General features: G+C 36.3%; 19 protein-coding genes and 1 pseudogene. 6 read left to right on the top strand and 14 right to left on the bottom strand.

Features of this window, described 5'->3' with window-relative positions:
- Positions 1-1,590 carry an ATP-binding protein gene (locus tag AC1DMU_RS17910; protein WP_088062165.1) on the bottom strand — a complete coding sequence of 530 codons (1,590 nt, stop codon included), beginning with the start codon at positions 1,588-1,590 and terminating at the stop codon, positions 1-3.
- 222 nt (positions 1,591-1,812) lie between these two features.
- Between AC1DMU_RS17910 and AC1DMU_RS17915 the strand changes: the two genes are divergently transcribed.
- Entirely contained in the window at positions 1,813-3,135 is a 1,323-nt protein-coding gene (locus AC1DMU_RS17915; protein WP_088062163.1) for an MFS transporter, read from the top strand.
- 561 nt (positions 3,136-3,696) lie between these two features.
- Positions 3,697-4,644, top strand: a complete 948-nt coding sequence (gene blaIII, locus AC1DMU_RS17920; protein WP_088062161.1) for a class A beta-lactamase BlaIII — start codon at positions 3,697-3,699, stop codon at positions 4,642-4,644.
- A 217-nt stretch (positions 4,645-4,861) separates the two neighbouring features.
- Here the strand turns inward: blaIII and AC1DMU_RS17925 are convergent, their stop codons facing one another.
- The 6 genes from AC1DMU_RS17925 to AC1DMU_RS17950 form a co-directional block, all read right to left on the bottom strand.
- On the bottom strand, positions 4,862-5,020 hold the full coding sequence (locus tag AC1DMU_RS17925) for a hypothetical protein (RefSeq protein WP_002159080.1): 159 nt from the start codon (positions 5,018-5,020) through the stop codon (positions 4,862-4,864).
- Between the two features lie 598 nt (positions 5,021-5,618).
- Entirely contained in the window at positions 5,619-6,023 is a 405-nt protein-coding gene (locus tag AC1DMU_RS17930) for an alpha-ketoglutarate permease (RefSeq protein ID WP_088062159.1), read from the bottom strand.
- 259 nt (positions 6,024-6,282) lie between these two features.
- Positions 6,283-6,594, bottom strand: coding sequence for a hypothetical protein (locus tag AC1DMU_RS17935; RefSeq protein WP_088062157.1), 312 nt, complete (start codon positions 6,592-6,594; stop codon positions 6,283-6,285).
- A gap of 175 nt (positions 6,595-6,769) precedes the next feature.
- Complete coding sequence (locus tag AC1DMU_RS17940) at positions 6,770-7,747, bottom strand: ornithine cyclodeaminase family protein (RefSeq protein ID WP_088062155.1); 978 nt, start codon at positions 7,745-7,747, stop codon at positions 6,770-6,772.
- Between the two features lie 19 nt (positions 7,748-7,766).
- A complete protein-coding gene (locus tag AC1DMU_RS17945; protein ID WP_088062153.1) occupies positions 7,767-8,771 on the bottom strand; it encodes a proline racemase family protein in 1,005 nt (334 codons plus the stop codon).
- 387 nt (positions 8,772-9,158) lie between these two features.
- Complete coding sequence (locus AC1DMU_RS17950) at positions 9,159-9,620, bottom strand: VOC family protein (RefSeq protein WP_088062151.1); 462 nt, start codon at positions 9,618-9,620, stop codon at positions 9,159-9,161.
- A 132-nt stretch (positions 9,621-9,752) separates the two neighbouring features.
- On the opposite strand from AC1DMU_RS17950, the pseudogene AC1DMU_RS17955 reads away from it, so the two are divergent.
- Positions 9,753-9,953 (top strand): annotated as a pseudogene (locus tag AC1DMU_RS17955) (YflJ family protein); the annotation flags it as partial.
- Between the two features lie 182 nt (positions 9,954-10,135).
- On the opposite strand, the gene AC1DMU_RS17960 reads toward AC1DMU_RS17955, so the two are convergent.
- The 3 genes from AC1DMU_RS17960 to AC1DMU_RS17970 form a co-directional block, all read right to left on the bottom strand.
- Positions 10,136-11,089: a TRM11 family SAM-dependent methyltransferase gene (locus AC1DMU_RS17960; protein WP_088062149.1), complete on the bottom strand. Its 954-nt coding sequence runs from the start codon at positions 11,087-11,089 to the stop codon at positions 10,136-10,138.
- Between the two features lie 132 nt (positions 11,090-11,221).
- The gene (locus tag AC1DMU_RS17965) at positions 11,222-12,811 is read right to left on the bottom strand and encodes an N-acetylmuramoyl-L-alanine amidase (protein WP_088062147.1); all 1,590 of its coding nucleotides are present in this window, start codon (positions 12,809-12,811) and stop codon (positions 11,222-11,224) included.
- 240 nt (positions 12,812-13,051) lie between these two features.
- Positions 13,052-14,101 (bottom strand): M42 family metallopeptidase, encoded by a 1,050-nt coding sequence (locus AC1DMU_RS17970; protein ID WP_088062146.1) that lies wholly within the window; start codon positions 14,099-14,101, stop codon positions 13,052-13,054.
- A 126-nt stretch (positions 14,102-14,227) separates the two neighbouring features.
- Between AC1DMU_RS17970 and AC1DMU_RS17975 the strand changes: the two genes are divergently transcribed.
- Complete coding sequence (locus AC1DMU_RS17975; protein ID WP_087985735.1) at positions 14,228-14,407, top strand: hypothetical protein; 180 nt, start codon at positions 14,228-14,230, stop codon at positions 14,405-14,407.
- 21 nt (positions 14,408-14,428) lie between these two features.
- Here the strand turns inward: AC1DMU_RS17975 and AC1DMU_RS17980 are convergent, their stop codons facing one another.
- The 3 genes from AC1DMU_RS17980 to AC1DMU_RS17990 all read right to left on the bottom strand — a co-directional run bounded on the left by AC1DMU_RS17980 (position 14,429) and on the right by AC1DMU_RS17990 (position 15,991).
- The gene (locus tag AC1DMU_RS17980) at positions 14,429-14,755 is read right to left on the bottom strand and encodes a nucleoside triphosphate pyrophosphohydrolase (RefSeq protein ID WP_087985736.1); all 327 of its coding nucleotides are present in this window, start codon (positions 14,753-14,755) and stop codon (positions 14,429-14,431) included.
- 17 nt (positions 14,756-14,772) lie between these two features.
- Positions 14,773-15,090 (bottom strand): hypothetical protein, encoded by a 318-nt coding sequence (locus tag AC1DMU_RS17985; protein WP_087985737.1) that lies wholly within the window; start codon positions 15,088-15,090, stop codon positions 14,773-14,775.
- A 112-nt stretch (positions 15,091-15,202) separates the two neighbouring features.
- Positions 15,203-15,991 carry an enoyl-CoA hydratase gene (locus tag AC1DMU_RS17990; protein ID WP_088062144.1) on the bottom strand — a complete coding sequence of 263 codons (789 nt, stop codon included), beginning with the start codon at positions 15,989-15,991 and terminating at the stop codon, positions 15,203-15,205.
- A 308-nt stretch (positions 15,992-16,299) separates the two neighbouring features.
- Here AC1DMU_RS17990 and AC1DMU_RS17995 point away from each other — a divergent pair, with 308 nt between their 5' ends.
- Positions 16,300-17,679 (top strand): O-antigen ligase family protein, encoded by a 1,380-nt coding sequence (locus AC1DMU_RS17995; RefSeq protein ID WP_088062142.1) that lies wholly within the window; start codon positions 16,300-16,302, stop codon positions 17,677-17,679.
- A 36-nt stretch (positions 17,680-17,715) separates the two neighbouring features.
- Here the strand turns inward: AC1DMU_RS17995 and AC1DMU_RS18000 are convergent, their stop codons facing one another.
- The gene (locus AC1DMU_RS18000) at positions 17,716-18,024 is read right to left on the bottom strand and encodes a putative quinol monooxygenase (protein WP_088062140.1); all 309 of its coding nucleotides are present in this window, start codon (positions 18,022-18,024) and stop codon (positions 17,716-17,718) included.
- A 239-nt stretch (positions 18,025-18,263) separates the two neighbouring features.
- Between AC1DMU_RS18000 and AC1DMU_RS18005 the strand changes: the two genes are divergently transcribed.
- On the top strand, positions 18,264-19,679 hold the full coding sequence (locus AC1DMU_RS18005; protein ID WP_088062138.1) for an MBOAT family O-acyltransferase: 1,416 nt from the start codon (positions 18,264-18,266) through the stop codon (positions 19,677-19,679).
- The last annotated feature ends 8 nt before the right edge of the window (positions 19,680-19,687 follow it).

A 19,687-nucleotide genomic window follows, 5' to 3' on the forward strand; every position in this document is an offset into this window, starting at 1 on the left:
TCATGTACTTTCTCTCAATGTTTTCGGAAGGTAAATTGTAAAAATAGCTCCCCCATTTTTCTCGTTTTGAATTTCAATTGTTCCCTCTAGTAGATCTACCATTTCTTTCACGTTTGCTAGTCCGTAACCGCGATCAGTTCCTTTCGTTGAAAATCCTTTTTGAAAAATGGTCGTTATTTTTTCTGCCGGTATTCCTATCCCGCTATCTATCACTTCAAACACAATATCGTGTCCAATATCCGTAACAAAGAAAGAAACATTCTTCTCCTCTTGTGTACTCACCGCATCAAACGCATTGTCGATTATGTTTCCAAGGATCGTAATAAGGTGTGAAACTTTTATATGGTCTGGTAACGGATGAAGCGCACTCTCTCCTTCAATATGAAAATCAATTTTCTTCTCAGACGCTGTTCCGATTTTCCCTAATAAAATAGCTTGTACTTTCGCATCATGAATTTGATGGAATAAAATATGGTTTTGGCTTTGATGAATATTAGATTCTTGCTGAATAAATTCAATCGCTTCTTTGTAATGTCCTAACTGAAGTAATCCTGATAAGACGAACAGCTTATTTGTAAATTCATGTGTTTGAGCACGTAAGTCCTCGGAATACTTTCTTACCTCAGATATCGTGTTCACAAGGTTTTGCAGTTCTGTTTTATCTCTAAAACTACATACAACTCCTACCGTACTGTTATTTTCAAGTATCGGTGTCCTATTTAAAATAAACACTTTATCTTGAAACGCGATTTCTTGATCGCTTTCTAACACTCTTTCCATATTAAATTCTGGTAAAACTTTTGAAATGTGCTGCTGCATATAATCATCATTTACATGTAGCATTTCTTCTGCCGACGTATTCATCATCGTAATAAAACCGTTTTGATCGATAGCGATAATTCCTTCTTTTATAGATAGTAGTATTGCGCTTCGTTCCCGGTATAGCGCTGCGATTTCATTCGGTTCCAAACCGAGTGTATCTTTCCGAATGCTACGTGCTAAAAGAATGCCGCCAACAATTCCAGCTAATAATACCGCTAAGGAAAAGAGTATAATTTCTTTCGTTCTGCTCAGTATGTTAGATTCAATACCTTTTATTAAAAACTCTACTGTCACAACACCTACAACTTGATCGTAGTCTCCGTTATGAACAATAATGGGCGCCTTCGCCATTAAAGCAGGACCACTTTCACCATTTCCTTCAAGGGTATAATAGCCACCAAAAGTGAGTGCTTCATAGTTATATGAATTATTACTCTTTGTGCCAATTAACTCCGAATTAGAATGGGAATACATCACCCCAAAGCGATCTTCTATAATGACATAATCTGCGCCAGCTTGCTCACGAACTTGTTCCGCAATGGATTGAATCGTACTTTTATGCTCATTATTTTGAAAAGCATCTTTTATAGCTGGCATAAAAGAAAGCGACTTCGCTGTTTGCAGTGCTAACTGTTCCACTTGTCGCTTCGTATCAACGGACTGAATGTAAACAAATATTCCCGCTAATAGGAGAACAACAAATAAAATTAACGCGATAATTAAGCTTACTATTTTCGTTTGTAATGACACTTTGCGTGATTTCTTCATACTTCATATCCTTTGATAAAATATTCAAAACTATCAATCTCCTTTCTATTATTATGACAAAACTAATAATGAAGCAACTATTAAAACTCTCCATGTACATAAAGTACAAAAAGAATAAAATTGTCATAATATTGAGATTTTACTCTATAGACAGTACAATTCAACTACAATGAACACGCTTTCATATATACCTTTTATTACTAAGCAAGAGGAGGAATGATTATGGCTCAAGCAAAATCTAATCGAGTCGCCGGCAATATTTTCAAAGGTTCAGTCGGCAATTTAATTGAATGGTATGATTGGTACGTTTACTCTGCTTTCGCTGTTTACTTTTCAGCAGAGTTCTTTCCTAAAGGCGATCCAACGAGTCAGTTACTGAACACAGCAGCTATTTTCGCAGTTGGATTTTTAATGCGCCCTATCGGAAGTTTATTAATGGGACGCTATGCGGATCGGCACGGACGCCGAGCAGCATTAACGCTTTCGATTACAGTTATGGCCGGTGGTTCTTTAATTATCGCCTGTACACCTAGTTACGAAAGCATCGGGATCATGGCACCAATTATTTTAGTTCTTGCCCGTTTACTGCAAGGATTATCGCTTGGCGGAGAGTACGGAACTTCCGCAACATATTTATCTGAAATGGCTAGTAGTGGTCGCCGTGGCTTTTATTCAAGCTTCCAATATGTAACGCTCGTTGCCGGGCAAATGGTTGCGTTAGGCGTTCAAATTGTTCTTCAGCAATTACTAAGCGAACCAGATATGAAAGCTTGGGGCTGGCGCATTCCATTCATTATTGGAGCGATGGGCGCAGTAGCTGTATTATGGCTTCGCCGCACGATGGATGAATCAGAACAGTTTGCAAACATAAAATCACAAAAACGCGAAAGCGCAGGAACCGTTCGCGCGCTTATGAAACACCCGAAAGCAGTATTAACAGTAGTAGGTCTAACATTAGGAGGCACTGTCGCTTTCTACACGTACACAACATATTTACAAAAGTTCATGGTAAACACAGTCGGTCTTCCGAAAGAAGTTGTAAGCTGGATTAACTTTGTCGCACTGCTTATTTTCGTCGTACTTCAACCAATTGCGGGGCTACTATCCGATAAAATTGGACGTCGCCCACTATTAATGGCATTCGGTATTCTCGGAACATTACTAACAGCACCAATCTTTTTCTTCCTGGAAAAAACGACAGAACCAATCGTAGCATTTTTACTTATGATGGTCGGCCTCATTATCGTTACTGGTTACACTTCCATTAACGCAATTGTAAAAGCAGAACTCTTCCCAACCGAAATTCGTGCACTTGGCGTAGGTTTACCGTATGCACTAACTGTTGCGATATTTGGCGGAACAGCTGAGTTCATCGCTTTATGGCTAAAAAGTATCGGGATGGAATCACTATTCTACTTCTACGTAGCTGGATGTATTGCGATCAGCTTTATTACGTATTGGCGTATGGCTGAGTCATCGAAGACTTCACAAATTGAGGCGGAGCTTGGTGGTGGGGATAAATTAGTTAATAATAAATCTAGTTAAAATGATGTATTCTATAATCTTCGTTTATCTGAAAAAGCATTATTCATTAATATGAAATTCAAAAACCTCTACTTATATGTAGAGGTTTTTGTATGACGAAAAAACACGTAGTTCCATTGTTATTTTACAAAACCCAAATTCTTCCTCATCTTAAAGTGGAACAAATTTATTACTTAGAGTGTCTAATAAGTGTATTTCTAATATGAGTTGTCCAGATTGGATACAACATATCCCGTTTGACATCTATTTTTATGTATTACAAAAAAATGAAAGGACTTATTATTCCCAAAAGTAAAAAACATGTATTGTAATACTACAGTTAAGTATTACAAGTGGAAACAAAAAAGAAATAACGCAAACTGTGACTTATCAATCATATAAAGTGAAACTTTAATCAGCGGGGGTCTTACTGCCCGTTAATGCGGGATAAACGTTTTGGATGTCGTTTAACCTGTGAAATTTTAGCTGCAGTAGTATTGTTACCCAATGCCATCTTTAATTGCATTAGTATTTAGAATACCTAGACAAAATCCATATATTCTTGAAAGAGGTTGAAAATTTATGTTCGTTTTAAACAAGTTCTTTAACATTTTACATTACAAAAAGATTGTGCCTGTAGTATTACTTTCATGTGTATCACTTATAGGATGTTCCAATAGTAACACTCAATCTGAACCACCTAAACAAACGAATCAAGCTAATCAAATTAAACAAGAAAATACAGGTAACCAATCTTTCGCTAAACTTGAAAAAGAATATGATGCTAAGCTTGGTATTTATGCACTGGACACAGGTACGAATCAAACTATTGCTTATCATTCAGATGATCATTTTGCGTTTGCATCTACATCTAAATCATTAGCTGTGGGCGCTCTTTTACGCAAGAACTCATTAGAAGCTCTCGATCAAAGGATTACGTATACTCATGAAGATCTTTCTAATTATAATCCAATTACTGAAAAGCATGTTGATACAGGAATGACGTTAAAAGAACTTGCAGATGCTTCTGTTCGATATAGTGACAGCACAGCACATAATTTGATTCTTAAACAGTTAGGAGGTCCCTCTGAATTTGAAAAAATCTTGAGAGAAATGGGAGATACTGTTACTACTTCAGAACGATTTGAACCTGAATTAAATGAAGTGCATCCAGGAGAAACACATGATACCAGTACACCAGAAGCAATAGCTAAGACGCTTCAATCATTTACATTAGGGACTGCACTTCCAACAGAAAAACGTGAACTATTAGTAGATTGGATGAAGAGAAATACAACTGGAGATAAATTGATTCGTGCGGGCGTACCAAAAGGATGGGAAGTAGCTGATAAAACAGGCGCGGGATCTTACGGAATAAGAAATGATATCGCAATTATTTGGCCACCAAATAAAAAGCCAATTGTTCTTGCTATACTTTCTAATCATGATAAAGAAGATGCTAAATACGATGATAAACTTATTGCAGACGCAACCAAAGTCGTGTTAAATACCTTAAAAGCTACGGAATAAATGATAATATGTTAAAAGTTTTCTATTTTAGGCGGGTGTTTTCATCAACTAAAAATTTAATAGTGTCCCAAAAACGAAATTTGGTGCTAACTTGTAATAAAAAGCTCATTTTTATTGTTTGGGGATAAATCATTCTTTAAGCTTGATGGCGATTTGGTGCTATCCCTAAAACATCTGGACTTTAATAGCCAACTAAAAAATGCAAACAAAAAGACCTTTAATCAGTCGTTTTGTTTGCATTTCCTTTTTCTAAAACCACAGAAAAGATAAGTACTATAGTTAACAGCATAATAAACCTTACTTCACTTCCGTCACTTACAAAAAATGAATACAAAGTATACATTAAAATTAATATTCCATAAATAATTTTGTGCAATATACTCCCTCCTTTTTGCCGTATATATTTTAGTATAAAAGTTTGATTCAAGTCCTATATCCAAATGAAAATAAAAATCACCTGTGATATACACAAAGTACTTTTCTCTTGTTAATTTATCTATTTCACTATATTTATCTATTTTCTTTTTATAACTCAAACTTCTTTAAATCGTACTTTTCTAGAATTTGCTACAATTCATTTTGTTCATATGGAATATGCTTATCTGTCTGTACATCTTCAACATTTGCTCCACCTGCTAATACTCTCCTGTACATAAAAGAGTGCCCTGTTAATACTGTTGTAATCATTTTGTATTGCCCTCCTTTTGTTTGATTACTTGTATCATAAAACAAGTATCTGAAGTTGATATGTAGTCTATCTAGAGTGTATGTAAATTTAGAAAATCTCTAATAAAATGTTTGTATTGTAACGTTACCACCAAAACTATTGCCCTACACACCATGATTTGAAGAGATAGGCCCCGTGTTCTAGTCTCAATTCCTCCTACTGTTCTATATTCAGTAGAACTAGTTAATTCCTATAATATAAAAAGAGCACCACTTTTTGGATGCTCTTCGTTATAACTATATATTATTTAATTTCCTTCTTTTGCTGGTACCATTTTTCCTTCTTGAGAGTCTGTACCCTCTGTTCTTTCAACAGTTTTTGCATGTTCTAGTTTTTCAGGGGCTCCCATTTCAAATCCAGATTGAGAATCTGTACCTTCTTTTGTTGGTACCATTTTTCCTTCTTGAGAACCTGTACCTTCTGTTCTTTCAACAGTTTTTGCGTCTCCTTTAGGAGTTGCTGGCACTGCATCTTTAGGCAAATCAAAGTTTTGTGAGAAAGACGTTGTTCCATCTGCACTTTGTGTAATTACTTGATTTGAACTATCTTCATTTGACTTTAAATTGTCCATTTTCGCATCATCTGCACCTACTGCACCTCCCGCTACCAATCCTGTACTTAAAAGTGCTCCTGCTAATAATGTTTTAATCATTTTTCATTACCTCCTGTTTATTTGTAATATTCATCAAAAAAGTATCTAGAGTTAATGTTTTAGTCATTATCTTTATCTACTTGCTTTTTGATTACATTTAGCATAAGACAAGAATCTATAGTTGATATGGACTGTATCTGGAGATTATGTAAAGAAAAATAGATGATCAATTGTATATTTTAAGGGATGCTTAGACAATATTGAAACTTTATATGAGTTTGAACAATTGAGTTCCCCTTTGTTTTCGGGTGTGAGGTTTTTAGCTGGAGTGGAGTGAGGGACTAACCTTTTCTAAAATATATTTCTTAGTGTTCTCTAAAATAGAAGCTGCAGAAGCAACCTCAAACTTCGGAGACTGGTACCCTGTAAATTTTTCATATTCACATAAAAAAGCATAAAACACATTAAAACAACACTCAAAAACACCTGTTGCTAATACATTAAACATATTTCTATCCATAAATAGAGCTTGCTTAGCATCCCTTATATTTATATTACCTCTTACATCAATAACACTACTCCCTATACTTCTCACTAAGTTGTGTCCAATATTTAGTACCCCAGCTGCCATTCACAGTACAATATCCGTTATCTGCAATCCTTACACATCACATTTGAAATGCATACACGCATCATAAACAAAAAGAACACCACAATCTCAACACACTTTCATGTACAAAAATATATAAGTCGCCAAATAAAGGAACTTATCCCCAAAATAAAAGACCACCAAAAGGCAGTCTCCCTCAAAACTCAATCCTATTCCCCACTCCACGCTCCACCGCTTTCTCATACAAATACTTCGCAACAATAATATCCACTACCGCCAAACCAACCGATTTGAAAACGGTAATCTCTTCATCGTTTTCGCGGCCGGCTTTTTCCCCGCTTATGATTTGGCCGAGTTCAGCGTGGATGTTGTTTGCTTCAAATAAACCTTCCTGTATCGGAACTTGAAGGTCCCCCGTTTCTTCTAATGCTGCTTCTTTTGATTCGACTACTACTTTGTTTGCGCCCGCGATGGCGTGGGATGGTAGTTCTTGCATGTTCGGTCTAAATGAGCCGACGGCGTTTACGTGGACGCCTTTTTGTAGTTTTTCTGAGAAGACTGGTGTGGAGGCGTTCGTAGTTGTGACGATGATGTCTGCTTCGCTTATTGCTTCATTTGCATTTATGTGAACATATGCAGGTTTATTGAATCTCTCTTGTATATATTGCGCAAATGCATACGCTTTTTCTTCTGTTCGATTGTATAAAATGACTTTGTCGATATCTCTTACCGCAAATACAGCTTCAGCAATTCCCTTCGCCTGTTCTCCTGTCCCAATAATGGATAACGTTTTTGCGTTATGTTGAGCTAAATGTTTTGTCGCTACTCCAGATAGGGCGCCTGTTCGAATCATTGTTAAGTAGGATCCTTCTAAAAGCGCGAGCGGTTCTCCCGTTTGAAAGTCTGATAGCATCACAATCCCGTTTATTGTTTTCTTTCCTATCTTTTTGTTCTCGGGGACTACTGTTACTACTTTTAAACCAAGTGCCTCAAGTCCTTCCGCTACTGAAGGCATAATTAATGCCGTATTTTTCTCGTTCGCAAATGGTAATGAGCCGCGAATTGGTGTGATCGTCCTTTCTGCGGAAAATTCTTTTAAAGCAAGCGCCGCGTATTCAATGACTTCGTTCATATTTACTAAGTTTCGTTGTTCGTTCGCGCTTATGACTAGCATATCTTTCCACCTCCTCCTCTTATCCTAACAAAAATCCCCGATTCAAATCATCTCTCGGGTCTACAACAAACTGATGAAATCCTGTAATAAATGCATTCCCCGTTACTTTCGGAATGACAGCTTCATATGTATCTACTGTGGTTACCGACAATACTTCCCCCTCGAATTTCCCGTCAGTAATGCATTCGTGGATGAAAATTTCTCCCTTTTGTAAAGCATCTTTTTCAAAAAGAGTTGCGATTCTTGCGGAAGTTCCTGTGCCGCAAGGAGAACGGTCTACTTGCCCATCAGCGAAGATTGTTACATTTCGTAAAGTTGCGCCTTCCCCTTTCGGTCCATCTGAGAAAATAACGCCGTATATTCCTTTTAACCCTTCTTCAAGTGGATGTTTTACTTCCATTTTGCTCTCGATGTAGTGCTTAATTTTACTGCCCCACGCTTGAATAGCAGCTAAGTCTTTGAAATCGACTTTCAAACCAAATTCTTTACTATCTACTACCGCATAAAAGGCTCCGCCAAACGCGATATCTACTTGAAATTCATAGTTATCTATTTTAATAGGAACATCTTTCTTATATACAAATGAAGGAACGTTTTCAAATGATACAGACTCTACTTCGCTCCCGTTATATGTTGCATACGCAATCACTTCCCCGGCAGGGCTATCAATAATGAACTTTTGTTTCTCACCTGTCACTTCAAACATACCAGTTTCAATTCCGACTGTAATAACAGCAATAATGCCATGACCACACATCGTACTCCAGCCTTCATTGTGCATAAATAATACACCAAAATCAGCGTGAGCACTTGCAGGTGGAGTAATGATACAACCGTACATACCGTGATGTCCTCTCGGTTCATACATAAGAACCTCTCGAAGATGATCCAAATGCTCCATACAGTACGCGCGTCTTTCTAGCTGCGTTTCTCCTTTTATTTCTGGCACACCGCCTGTAATAATTCGAAGCGGTTCCCCAGCTACGTGAGCATCAATTGTCGTGTACACTTTACTAACCTTCATTTCTATCTCTCCCCTATATGTTGATACTCTTTTTATTGCAAATATCATGCCAACGCATAGGGTATAAATTTGTATACATTGTGTAAAAAAGCATACACTACTGTCTATTTTTTTATACAGTAGACAGTGAGTGATTCTTAGCCCGCACAAAACAAAAAAGCCATAACGTCACTACTTGAGCAAAGTTATGGTTCCTTCTTAAATTATTTCGCGGGATTGGAGCCAAAATCAAATTTATCCCGCATTTAACGGGCAGTAAGACCCCCACCTCAAAATTCAGCGAAAGCAAAGAAGTTAGGTGGGGGATCAACTGCCCGTAAAAGCCCGATTGGTTCAACTAATAATCAGTGGGGGATGAACAAAACCCCCACTGATTAAAGTTTCACTTTATATTTCACTCGGCAATTTTTCCCACTCACTTAAATGCATGACATCTTGTTTTACGTTTTTCTTTTCAGGAAGTAAACATAGAAATTCTAAAGAATTACCGTCCGGATCATAAAAGTAAAGATTCGCAGTAGGTGTCCACGTCTGAACCATAGGCTCAGACGGTTCAAGACCGAAAGCGGACCTTGGGTTTATTCCTTTATTAAGAAGCCATTCTCTTGCATGAATGATTTCTTCATAGTTAACCTTGAATGCAAAGTGACTTGTATGAAATGCTTCTTCTGATACCTCCCAAATGCCCAGCATTTGTTCCTTCTTATTATCTTTATCAAACCAAAAGAATGCTACACGTCTTTCTTCAATTGTGCGAGCATGAAATAATCCAAGTTTCGTATAAAACTCTTTTGCTACTTCTAAATTTCTTGTTTTAACATGTGTTTCATATAAAGTACCTGGAAACAAAGCATATTCCCCCTTTATATTTTTAGAAATTCTTACTATAAAGCCTATTTTAATAACCTAGAAATAGAAGTAATATCATATTCCCCTTACATGTTTTTTCAATTTTGTTGCCCTAATGCTGAATAAAAAAGAAAATTCTCTCCCCCCGCCACATATACTGTTCAAAAGCAAAAAGGAAGTGATCCCATGTATTATGGAACAAAAGGCTGGTACGTAGCCGAACTAAAAAAATTAGGCGTACGCTATCACGAAGGACGAAAACTAGAAAGTTACCGCGGACACGTTTTACGCAATTTATTACTTGTACAACAAGAGAAATTAAAAGAACAGTAATATACTAATGTAGAGATATCGGCGATTCTCGGAATATATCAACGATTTTTTAAATTTATCGACGATTCGACATAGGATATCGACTTACCGACAAATCCCCCTAATTCATCTATCTACACTACCAACCAATCACACATTAATATCAAACAAAAAAGGTCACCCAAACGGGTGACCTTCCTTTCTTATTCACAAACAAGAATTTGTCTAGTAAATGATCCTTTTCTTGTAATACAGCGATCTGTAATTTCAAATCCTGCTTCATGAATCATGTCGTCCATTGTTTCCATCGTGACAACGACTACCTTTTTAGCGATGCGGCGCGCACTTGAAAGAATGGAGAACTGGTCTTCTGGTGTTGCATGCGTAAATAAGTCGTACGGCATATCGATAATTGCAACGTCGTAGTTCTCAGTAATTTCCTCAATTGGACCTATTGTTACTGTCCCTTCAAATCCGAAATGTGCGATGTTTTTTCTCGTTCCAAGAACTACAAGTGGATTTATATCTCTACCAACGATGTTAATTCCCATAGAAAGTGCTTCTACTACTACTGTTCCAATACCGCAGCACGGGTCAATTGCTCGTACTCCATCTGGATTTGGTACAGCGATGTTTGCAACTGATCTCGCAACACGTGTGCTAAGAGATGTCGAATAACTATGCGGTTTTTTTATGTGATGATACCAAACTGGCTCACTTTCTACATAGTGCCCGAAGTACCAGCGTCCTCCAAGAGGAACAATCCCAAATACACGCTCTGGATTACGAACATCCGCTTCTCCTTCAATATGCATGCCAAGATCTCGTTCAATAAGACGTCTTTCTCCATATTCAATTTTATTCTCTCCAACGAGGTCATTAATTTTAACGAAGATAACTTTAAATGACGCCCCCGCCAAATCAATTTGTTCTACTTGTTTTAAAATACTTTCTAAGTCGTCTCCTTCATACATAACCTCAACGCGCTCTTTAATAAATGCACTTCTACTCGGGTCAATTTTGACATCACTTTTCAAAATATTAACGTGAGACTCCATTCCAAAGAACGAGCGCATTTCCAAATAACATAAAGCACGCTCCTCCTCACGAAATGCATACGTATATATACATGCAGGTGTTTTACTATGATTATTCAATCTATTATCATCCTCTATATCGTTATAATTACAATACTTTTTCATATAAAATTAAATGATATCACATGCCGGAAATAAAGAGAAACGTTAATAAATAAAAGAGACTGCCTATTGGCAATCTCTTTTTATTTATTAACGGAAAGAAGATACTTTCTTACCCTTTGCTTCGTAATAATCTAAAATACCTTGATAAATCGCTTCTGCTGCAGCTTGTCTCTGTTTTGGTGTAGCAATTTTATCTGCATCACTTTTATTATCTACAAATGCTAATTCTGTTAATACAGCTGGCATTGTATTTTCTCTAGTTACGTATAAGTCTTGATGTTTTATACCACGATCTTTTGTTCCAAGTGCTGCTACAAGACGGTCTTGAATTTTTTGTGCTAATAACTTACTGTCTTCTACATGCGGATTTGTTACTTTTGCTCTTGCTGACTGATAATATAATGTTTCTGTACCTTGTCCATTTTTATATTGAGAGCCATTAGCATGGATACTTACAAAAATATCTCCATTATGTTCCTGTGCAAACTCTACTCGCTTTTTCAATGAATCTGTTGAGTCTACTCCTGGACGTGTATTATCTGTACGAGTGAACATCACAGTAAATGGTGCTCTTTGCTCAAATATTTTCTGTAATCGTAATGATACATCTAATACAGTTTCACTTTCTTTCTCATAATAACCAGGATTACCTGAGTCAATTCCACCATGACCTGGATCAATAATAATCGCTTTACTTTCTAAGAAGTTCTCTTGTTTTACTGGGTTTAATTGATTTTTATCAACCCACTGGAATCCAGCGCCTACGCGAATACGAATCCAGCTGCCACTCTCCTCCATAATCGTTACTGTTTGTGCATTATATGTACCTAGCACTTGAGAACTATGTGAAGCTGTTTCATATGCAGTAAAGTCTTGGTTAATTGTTTCTGTTTTTTCTTGTAGAGGTGTCCACTTCTCACCTTTACTTGTTACAATTTTCAACCAGCCGTCTGCTCTTTGCTCTTTCACTTCAACCATTTGTGGCTTATGCTGAACGTCAGTAATACCAGATGATAATGATGGTTGATGATATGTAATAAAGTTTCTGTTCATATACATTCTTTTTGATGTATTTGTTTTATTTTTATCAGCCATCGCAATGAACTGAGCTGCTTCTGCACGAGTTACAGTTCCTTCAGGATTCCAGCCATTTCCCGTACCATTAGAAATCTCTAAGGCTACTAAAATATTAGCTTGTTTCTTACCCCAATGAGGTTCCAAATCTTTAAACTGTGTTGGAAGTTCTCCAATAATTTTCTTATCTAATGAGTACGCTTGTACTAACATAGATGCCATAGATGCACGGTTCATTTTATTGAATGGATTAAATTTACCAGTACCATCTCCATTAATTACACCTGCTTTTTCCACTGCAGCAATGTACGGTGCTGCCCAATGGCTCTGTGCGTCTTTAAAAGATGGTTTTGCTTTTGGATCAATCGGTAAACCAAGAACGACTGCTATGATTTTTGCAGCTGATCCTCTATCTACTGCTTCAGATGGAGAAAACGTTCCATCTGGCTTTCCATCAAGCGCTTTTTTTCCTACTAAATATTCAACTGATTCTTGCGCCCATGTAGGAACATCCGAAAACTTCTTTGCTGCTGCGAAACTACTTACTGGAGACGATAATAAACTTGCGGCTAAAATACCTGCCGCGACTGCACGATACTTCATAAAAAATAATACTCCTCTCGACAATCAATTTTTAATAACGCGTAATCTTAATATATAAATTTCAATAAATCCGAACAAAAAAAATTAATGCGCCTCTATCATTTTATAATACTCGAATTATGTAGTAAACCTACTTTCTTAATATTGTAAAATAAAATACAATTAATTTACTTTTTGTTAAATAAAGTCGATTTCCCTGCAAACAAAAAATAGGCTACTAGAGGTAGCCTATTTCTTTTCTTATTCTGCAATCATCTCTGATAATACATATGCATAAACAAGTGCTTCTGTATGAGCAATCGAACTTTCATGTGTACGCTCAAATGCATGAGAAGAATCAATACCCGCTCCAATTAATGCATGTTTCACATCAAATCCAGCGTGAATCGCAGCTGATGCATCCGATCCATAGTACGGATAAATATCTACTTTATATTCAATATGATTCTTTTTCGCAAGCTCTACTAAATGTTTACGCAGTGCATAATGATACGGACCACTAGAGTCTTTTGCACAAATAGATACAGTATACTCGTCAGATGCTTGTCCATCACCTAGCGCTCCCATATCAACTGCTAAATATTCAACCGTTTCTTCTGGAATGTTAGAGTTACCACCGTATCCAATCTCTTCATTATTAGAAATTAAGAAATGAGTTGTATATGGTAATGTTATGTTTTCATCTTGTAATCTCTTAATTAATTTTAATAGAATCGCAACACTTACTTTGTCATCTAAATGACGTGATTTTATGTATCCACTTTCTGTAATTTGAACGCGCGGGTCAAATGAAACGAAGTCTCCTACTTCAATTCCTAATTCGCGTACTTCATCAGCTGAAAATACACGCTCATCAATACGAACTTCAATATTTTTCTCATCGCGTTTCGCTTCACCTGCATCTTTATATACATGCACAGATGTTTGATGCATTAAAATCGTTCCTGTATACGTCTTACCGCTTGATGTTTCAATTTCGCAATATTCTCCTTCTACAGAGTTCCAGCGAAATCCGCCAATCATAGAAAGACTCAGACGACCGTCAGGCTTAATTTCTTTCACCATCGCACCTAACGTATCAACGTGTGCCGTTAATAAACGGTGCTGTGCATCATTTTTCCCTTTTACCGTTAAAATGAGAGCGCCTTTATTGTTACGCTTCGTTTCTACATTCCACTCACTTACATAGTTTTCAATAAAACGAATGATTTTCTCTGTATTTCCAGATGGACTTGGAATAGAGACAAGCTCCTTAATAAGTTCCATCGTTTCTTTCGCATGATGTGCCATTGTCGTTCCCTCCTCATTTTCTCTATTATTTAGTATACCGAATTTACTATAAATCCTCTACTCATATAGCTTAATTTTCTAAATTGCGGTAAAATTCTTTTTAGTATACAAAAGGAGTTATAAAATATGAATATATCAAAAAAATATATACACATTGCACTCATTTGGTTTTTAGCATCATTATTTTGTTTACAAGTTTCTTATGCAGTTCACACTACTACTTCTATTACAATTGGCTGGGTATTAACAGTTATCTTCTTCATTATTAGTTTAATTGCAACAAAAAAGCATAGCGTTACTCACTAACGCTATGCTTTCCCTACGAAACTATTCTTCTGAAACATCCAACAAATAAATGCCTCTTTCAAATCCACCGCGCTCTATTTCTTTTTTCTTACGAAGACGTTCTACATCTTCAATTGTTGCACCTTCTGCACGCGCTAATGAAATGATCACTTCCAGTGCATCCGCAAGAGAATCTAGCGCATGTTCACGCTCTTTCATAGAAGCAAATTCACGAATTTCTTCCGTTCCAATTTTCGCTAAAGCTTGTATGTATGCTTGTCCTGTTAATTTTTGTGCTGTATATGTTTTTCCAGACCTTAAAATCTTCTCTGGAACACGATCTCTTACTAACTTGTTATATGCTGACATCATTCATCCTCCTATGTTTAATAACATCCGAGCTCTGCTTTATAGAAAAACCATTTTTTCTTCACGCACGCACTAAGCATATCAATTCCTGATCCATGTGCCCTTACGTGAGGAAAGAAATAGTGCTCTGATTCTTCTTCCTTACCATATAGAGTTTGGTACTCAGCTGGAATTGCTTCTTTTTTCACATCTTTTTCTTTCGTCACTTCGCCAGAAAACGCAACGCTTGGATGTCCTTCAAAAAACAACGCAGTTCGCACAGCCATAGATGGTGTACTATGCAAAGTATAATATGCTATTACAATCATGCCGATAACACCAATAATTTTCTTCATATATTACTCCTAAAAAAAAGTGCTAACACAATTATACTAAAATGTGTTAGCACTTTCTCCCCTTTACCTTAAATTAACCGGCAGTAAAACTACTATTAATTCAAATTTCACTTTATTCCCCTTTAAATGCAGGCAAACGTTTTTCTAAAAATGCAGCAATGCCTTCTTTATGATCCGCTGTTTGTCTCATCGCATATTGGCCGCGTTTTTCAAGCTGCAATGTTTGTTCTAAATTAGAGCGGTTTACTTCACATAAAATTTGCTTCGTTTGAACCATCGCTTTAATCGGCTTTTGTGACCATTCACTAATTTTTTGCTTCACAGCCGTTTGGAAATCCTCGCCGATTACTTCATCAATTAAACCGATATCAAGCGCTTCTGTTGCTGATAATTTCTTTCCTTCCCAAATAATTTGCTTCGTCATATTTTCACCGACACGCTTTTGAAGGAAGAAATGGCCGCCACCATCTGGAATTAAAGCGATTCCAATAAAGTTCATCGCAATAATGGATGATATATCTGCCATCACATAGTCAGCTGTTAACGCAATACTTAACCCAAGACCAGCAGTTGGTCCATGAATCGCACTAATAACAAGCTTCGGCATCGTATATAAAGTCACAACAACTTCAGAAATGGTATTCATAATGCCATCAAACTTGCTTTCATCATTACTTGAAAGCATCGATTTAATATCTCCACCCGCAGAAAAACCACGACCACTTCCGCATAACACAACAATGTGTGCAGAACTCTCCGCTACTTCTTTCAATTTTTGTAATAACTCTTTTAATGTTGGCTCATCTAATGCATTTAACACCTCTGGGCGATTGACCATAACCGTTGCAACGTGCCCTTCATATTTCACAACGACAGATTCTGTTTTACTTGTTACTTCCATTATATATACCCCTCTTTTCTACATAAAGATTATACTTATATAATTATAGAAAGGTGGTGAAAAACCCTTCTTTTTTCTCAATTTTCTGTCTAATAATCTCGTAATTTGTATATGACCTTGTATAAAACATACAATTCCGTTGAAAAATATAGAAATTAAAGTCGGTTTATCACCTCTCTTCATCTATTTACCATTACAATGAAATGGTGTATTCTTAAGTCTGATATAAAAATTAAATATAGAAATTCATTCTCCTTCCTATTTATATAGAGGTTCTGAAATAAAGGAATGAAGAAATGGAGGAACATATGGTTACTAAGTTCAAACAGACGGATAACTACTTCCCGCATTTCCTACTGCTATTCATTGTGTTGCAACCAATTTTAGATTTATTAACGTCTTTTTCAATCTATGTATTACACATGAGCGCAACAGTCGGAATCGTAGTCCGTTTCGCCTTTATGCTTCTTACATTAGGTTATCTACTTCTTCATCATAAACAACAAGGCGCGAAAAAGTATATTCTTTATTTATGTCTATTTGGCATTGTACTCGCAATTGGCCTTGTGAATAATTTAATGGTCAAATCTCCAGTTTCATTTGGAGAAGAAGTGAAATTTATTTTGAAAAGTGTATATCCAATAGTACTACTGTTTGGATATATTATCGCACTAAAAGAATTAAAAAATAACGACTACGCGTTTCATAAAATCATTACGTATTTCTTATATGCAACGTTAATTTTAAGTATTTCAATCATCGCGGCTATGGCAACTGGTACAGATTTCCCAAGCTATCCGAACTCAAAGATCGGTTCAAGAGGATGGTTCTTTGCTGGAAATGATTTAAGTTCCATTTTTGCAATTATGTTCCCAATCGTTGTCTTATACTCAGTTCATAAAACAACTTCTTTCTCAAAAGCGTATTACTGGATTCCAACTGTAGTTGCAATGTATGCAAGCATTATGATTGGAACGAAAGTAGGCTATGGTGCCATCGTTATTACACTTGGTATCGCCCTTTTCTTCTTATTCATTGAATATATAATACATCGTAAAAAAGAAGGAAAAGGATTCACATATCTTGTAAATACAGTTGTTGCTGCTGTCGTATTAGGAGGGTTACTCGTACTTACACCGCAAACTCCTATCGCAAAAAACATGACCATCCATTTACAAATATATGAATACAAAAAATCAGTACAAGAAGAAAAAGACCGAAAAGAAGGAAAAGTAGTTACAGAAGAAGAACATGAGCAAGGCGAACTAACAGACTCTGAAATGAAAAGTTTAATTTACAGTGATCGCGACAAGTTTTTAAAAGTATATAAACAATACTATAAAGAAGCACCACTATCTCAAAAACTATTTGGAATGGGGTACGCTGGTAACTATACAACGAAAATGAAGTTAGTCGAAATGGATTTCCACGACCTATTCTTCGCATTCGGAATTGTTGGCTTCCTTATGTACTTACTGCCACTTCTTTATTTCGGTATAAAAATATTCATTCGCATCATCACAAACTTCAAGAAACTATTTAGCGTAAAACATATGCTACTAGCTAGTACACTCGTCCTATCGCTCGGTATCGGCTTTATGTCTGGACACGTATTAACAGCACCAGCCGTTAGCATTTTCTTTGTTGTGATACTCGCTTACTTAATTGTTGATTTAGAAATAGAATAGAAAAGAAGCAGCATCCAGATGGATGCTGCTTCTTTTCTATTCCAACCCTTTACCGCCTCTAGCATTCAAAGTGCTAATTCTTTCTGCTCCAGTAATCATTGGTTTTGCTCGCTTTATTAAATTTTGTGTAGACTCTAACGTTAAAGATGCTTTATGTGCTTCTTCATTACTCCATACTTCAAAAACATATACAGCATTTGGCTCGTCATCAGAAGTACTTACAATATATACCTCACAACTATGAAGTACGTTCATCGATTCCGCAGCCTCTAGCAAAATATTCGTTAATTCTTCCCGATTACGTTCTTCCACAATAAACTTACCATACAATCCGAATTTACTCATTCTTCTCCCCCTAATTATGCCACTTCTCTTATCTCAAAATTAATAATTTCCATAAAAAAACACTTAATGGCACACCTTTCTTATGTATGAAATGAGAAACTACTTATATAGAATAATTATTTTAATCAAATTATTAACATGATAAAATATTAAAGGCACTATTATATAAAAGAATATATAATAGATATGTCGGTTTTTTTTTGCACGAAATGTATTTCGAAAAAAGTGAGGAGAGTCCTTTGGTATTTAGTAGTTCGATTTTCTTATTTATCTTTTTACCTCTCGTATTATTTCTCTATTTTATAGTGCGTGCCGAGCTACGTAATTTCGTATTACTTGCATTTAGTTTAATTTTCTATGCATGGGGCGAACCGCGTTTCGTTCTTTTAATGCTCTTTTCCATCGTATTAAACTACTGCTTTGGCCTACTTGTGCATCATTATGATAAACGAAAAAATATGAAAGTCACATTTTTAGTTATGGCTGTGGTCGGAAATATTTTATTACTTTCTTATTTTAAATATATTTCATTTTTCACAGACATTTTAAACAAATCATTGCATTTATCTATTCATGTGGAACCTATTCCACTACCAATCGGAATTTCATTTTATACATTCCAAGCGATGTCCTATGTCATCGATATATACCGTAAAGATGGGGATGTTCAAAAAAATCCACTTAATTTAGCGCTATATATATCTATTTTCCCTCAGCTTATTGCCGGACCAATTGTTCGTTACAATATCGTCGCTGAGCAAATTAAAACGCGCATCCATTCTTTTGAACGATTCACAGAAGGTATTCAAATTTTCGTTCTCGGACTAGCAAAAAAAATATTAATCGCCAACCAAGTAGGATTTGTCGCCGATAAAATATTTGCCTTACCACCATCTGAAATAAGTGTTGGAACGGCATGGATTGGTATTATCGCCTACACTCTCCAAATTTATTTCGATTTCTCAGGGTACTCTGATATGGCAATCGGAATTGGAAAAATGTTCGGATTTGATTTCCCGAAAAACTTCAACTACCCGTACATCTCTAAATCTATTTCAGAGTTTTGGAGAAGATGGCATATTACACTTGGTTCTTGGTTCCGCGATTACATATATATCCCGCTCGGCGGAAACCGTGTTTCAAAACTAGCGAATTATCGTAACCTCTTCATCGTATGGGGATTAACTGGTTTATGGCACGGGGCGAGCTGGACATTTATCGCCTGGGGCTTATATTACGGCTTTATTATTTCAATTGAAAAAGCTGGATTCGAAAAAATATTAAACAAACTATGGAAACCGCTGCAACATGCATACGTATTATTAATCGTTATGATCGGTTGGGTCTTCTTCCGAGCTGACAACTTCGCTTACTCGTTCCAATATTTAAAAGCGATGTTCGGCATAGGTGGGCACTCTTTCATCGATGACAATACAATGTTATACGTACATGAATACATTATCGTATTTCTCATTGCCTTTATCGCAGCGACACCAATTTTAAAACGAATGAAAAACATACTAGAACTTGCGCCAAAAACGTATATGTTCACGACGCAATTTGTACGTCCTATATTATTACTAACATTATTTATGATTTCGGTTATGTACTTGATTAACTCAACATATAATCCATTTATTTATTTCAGGTTTTAACTGATGTA

The organism is Bacillus sp. 01N45, assembly GCF_056399205.1.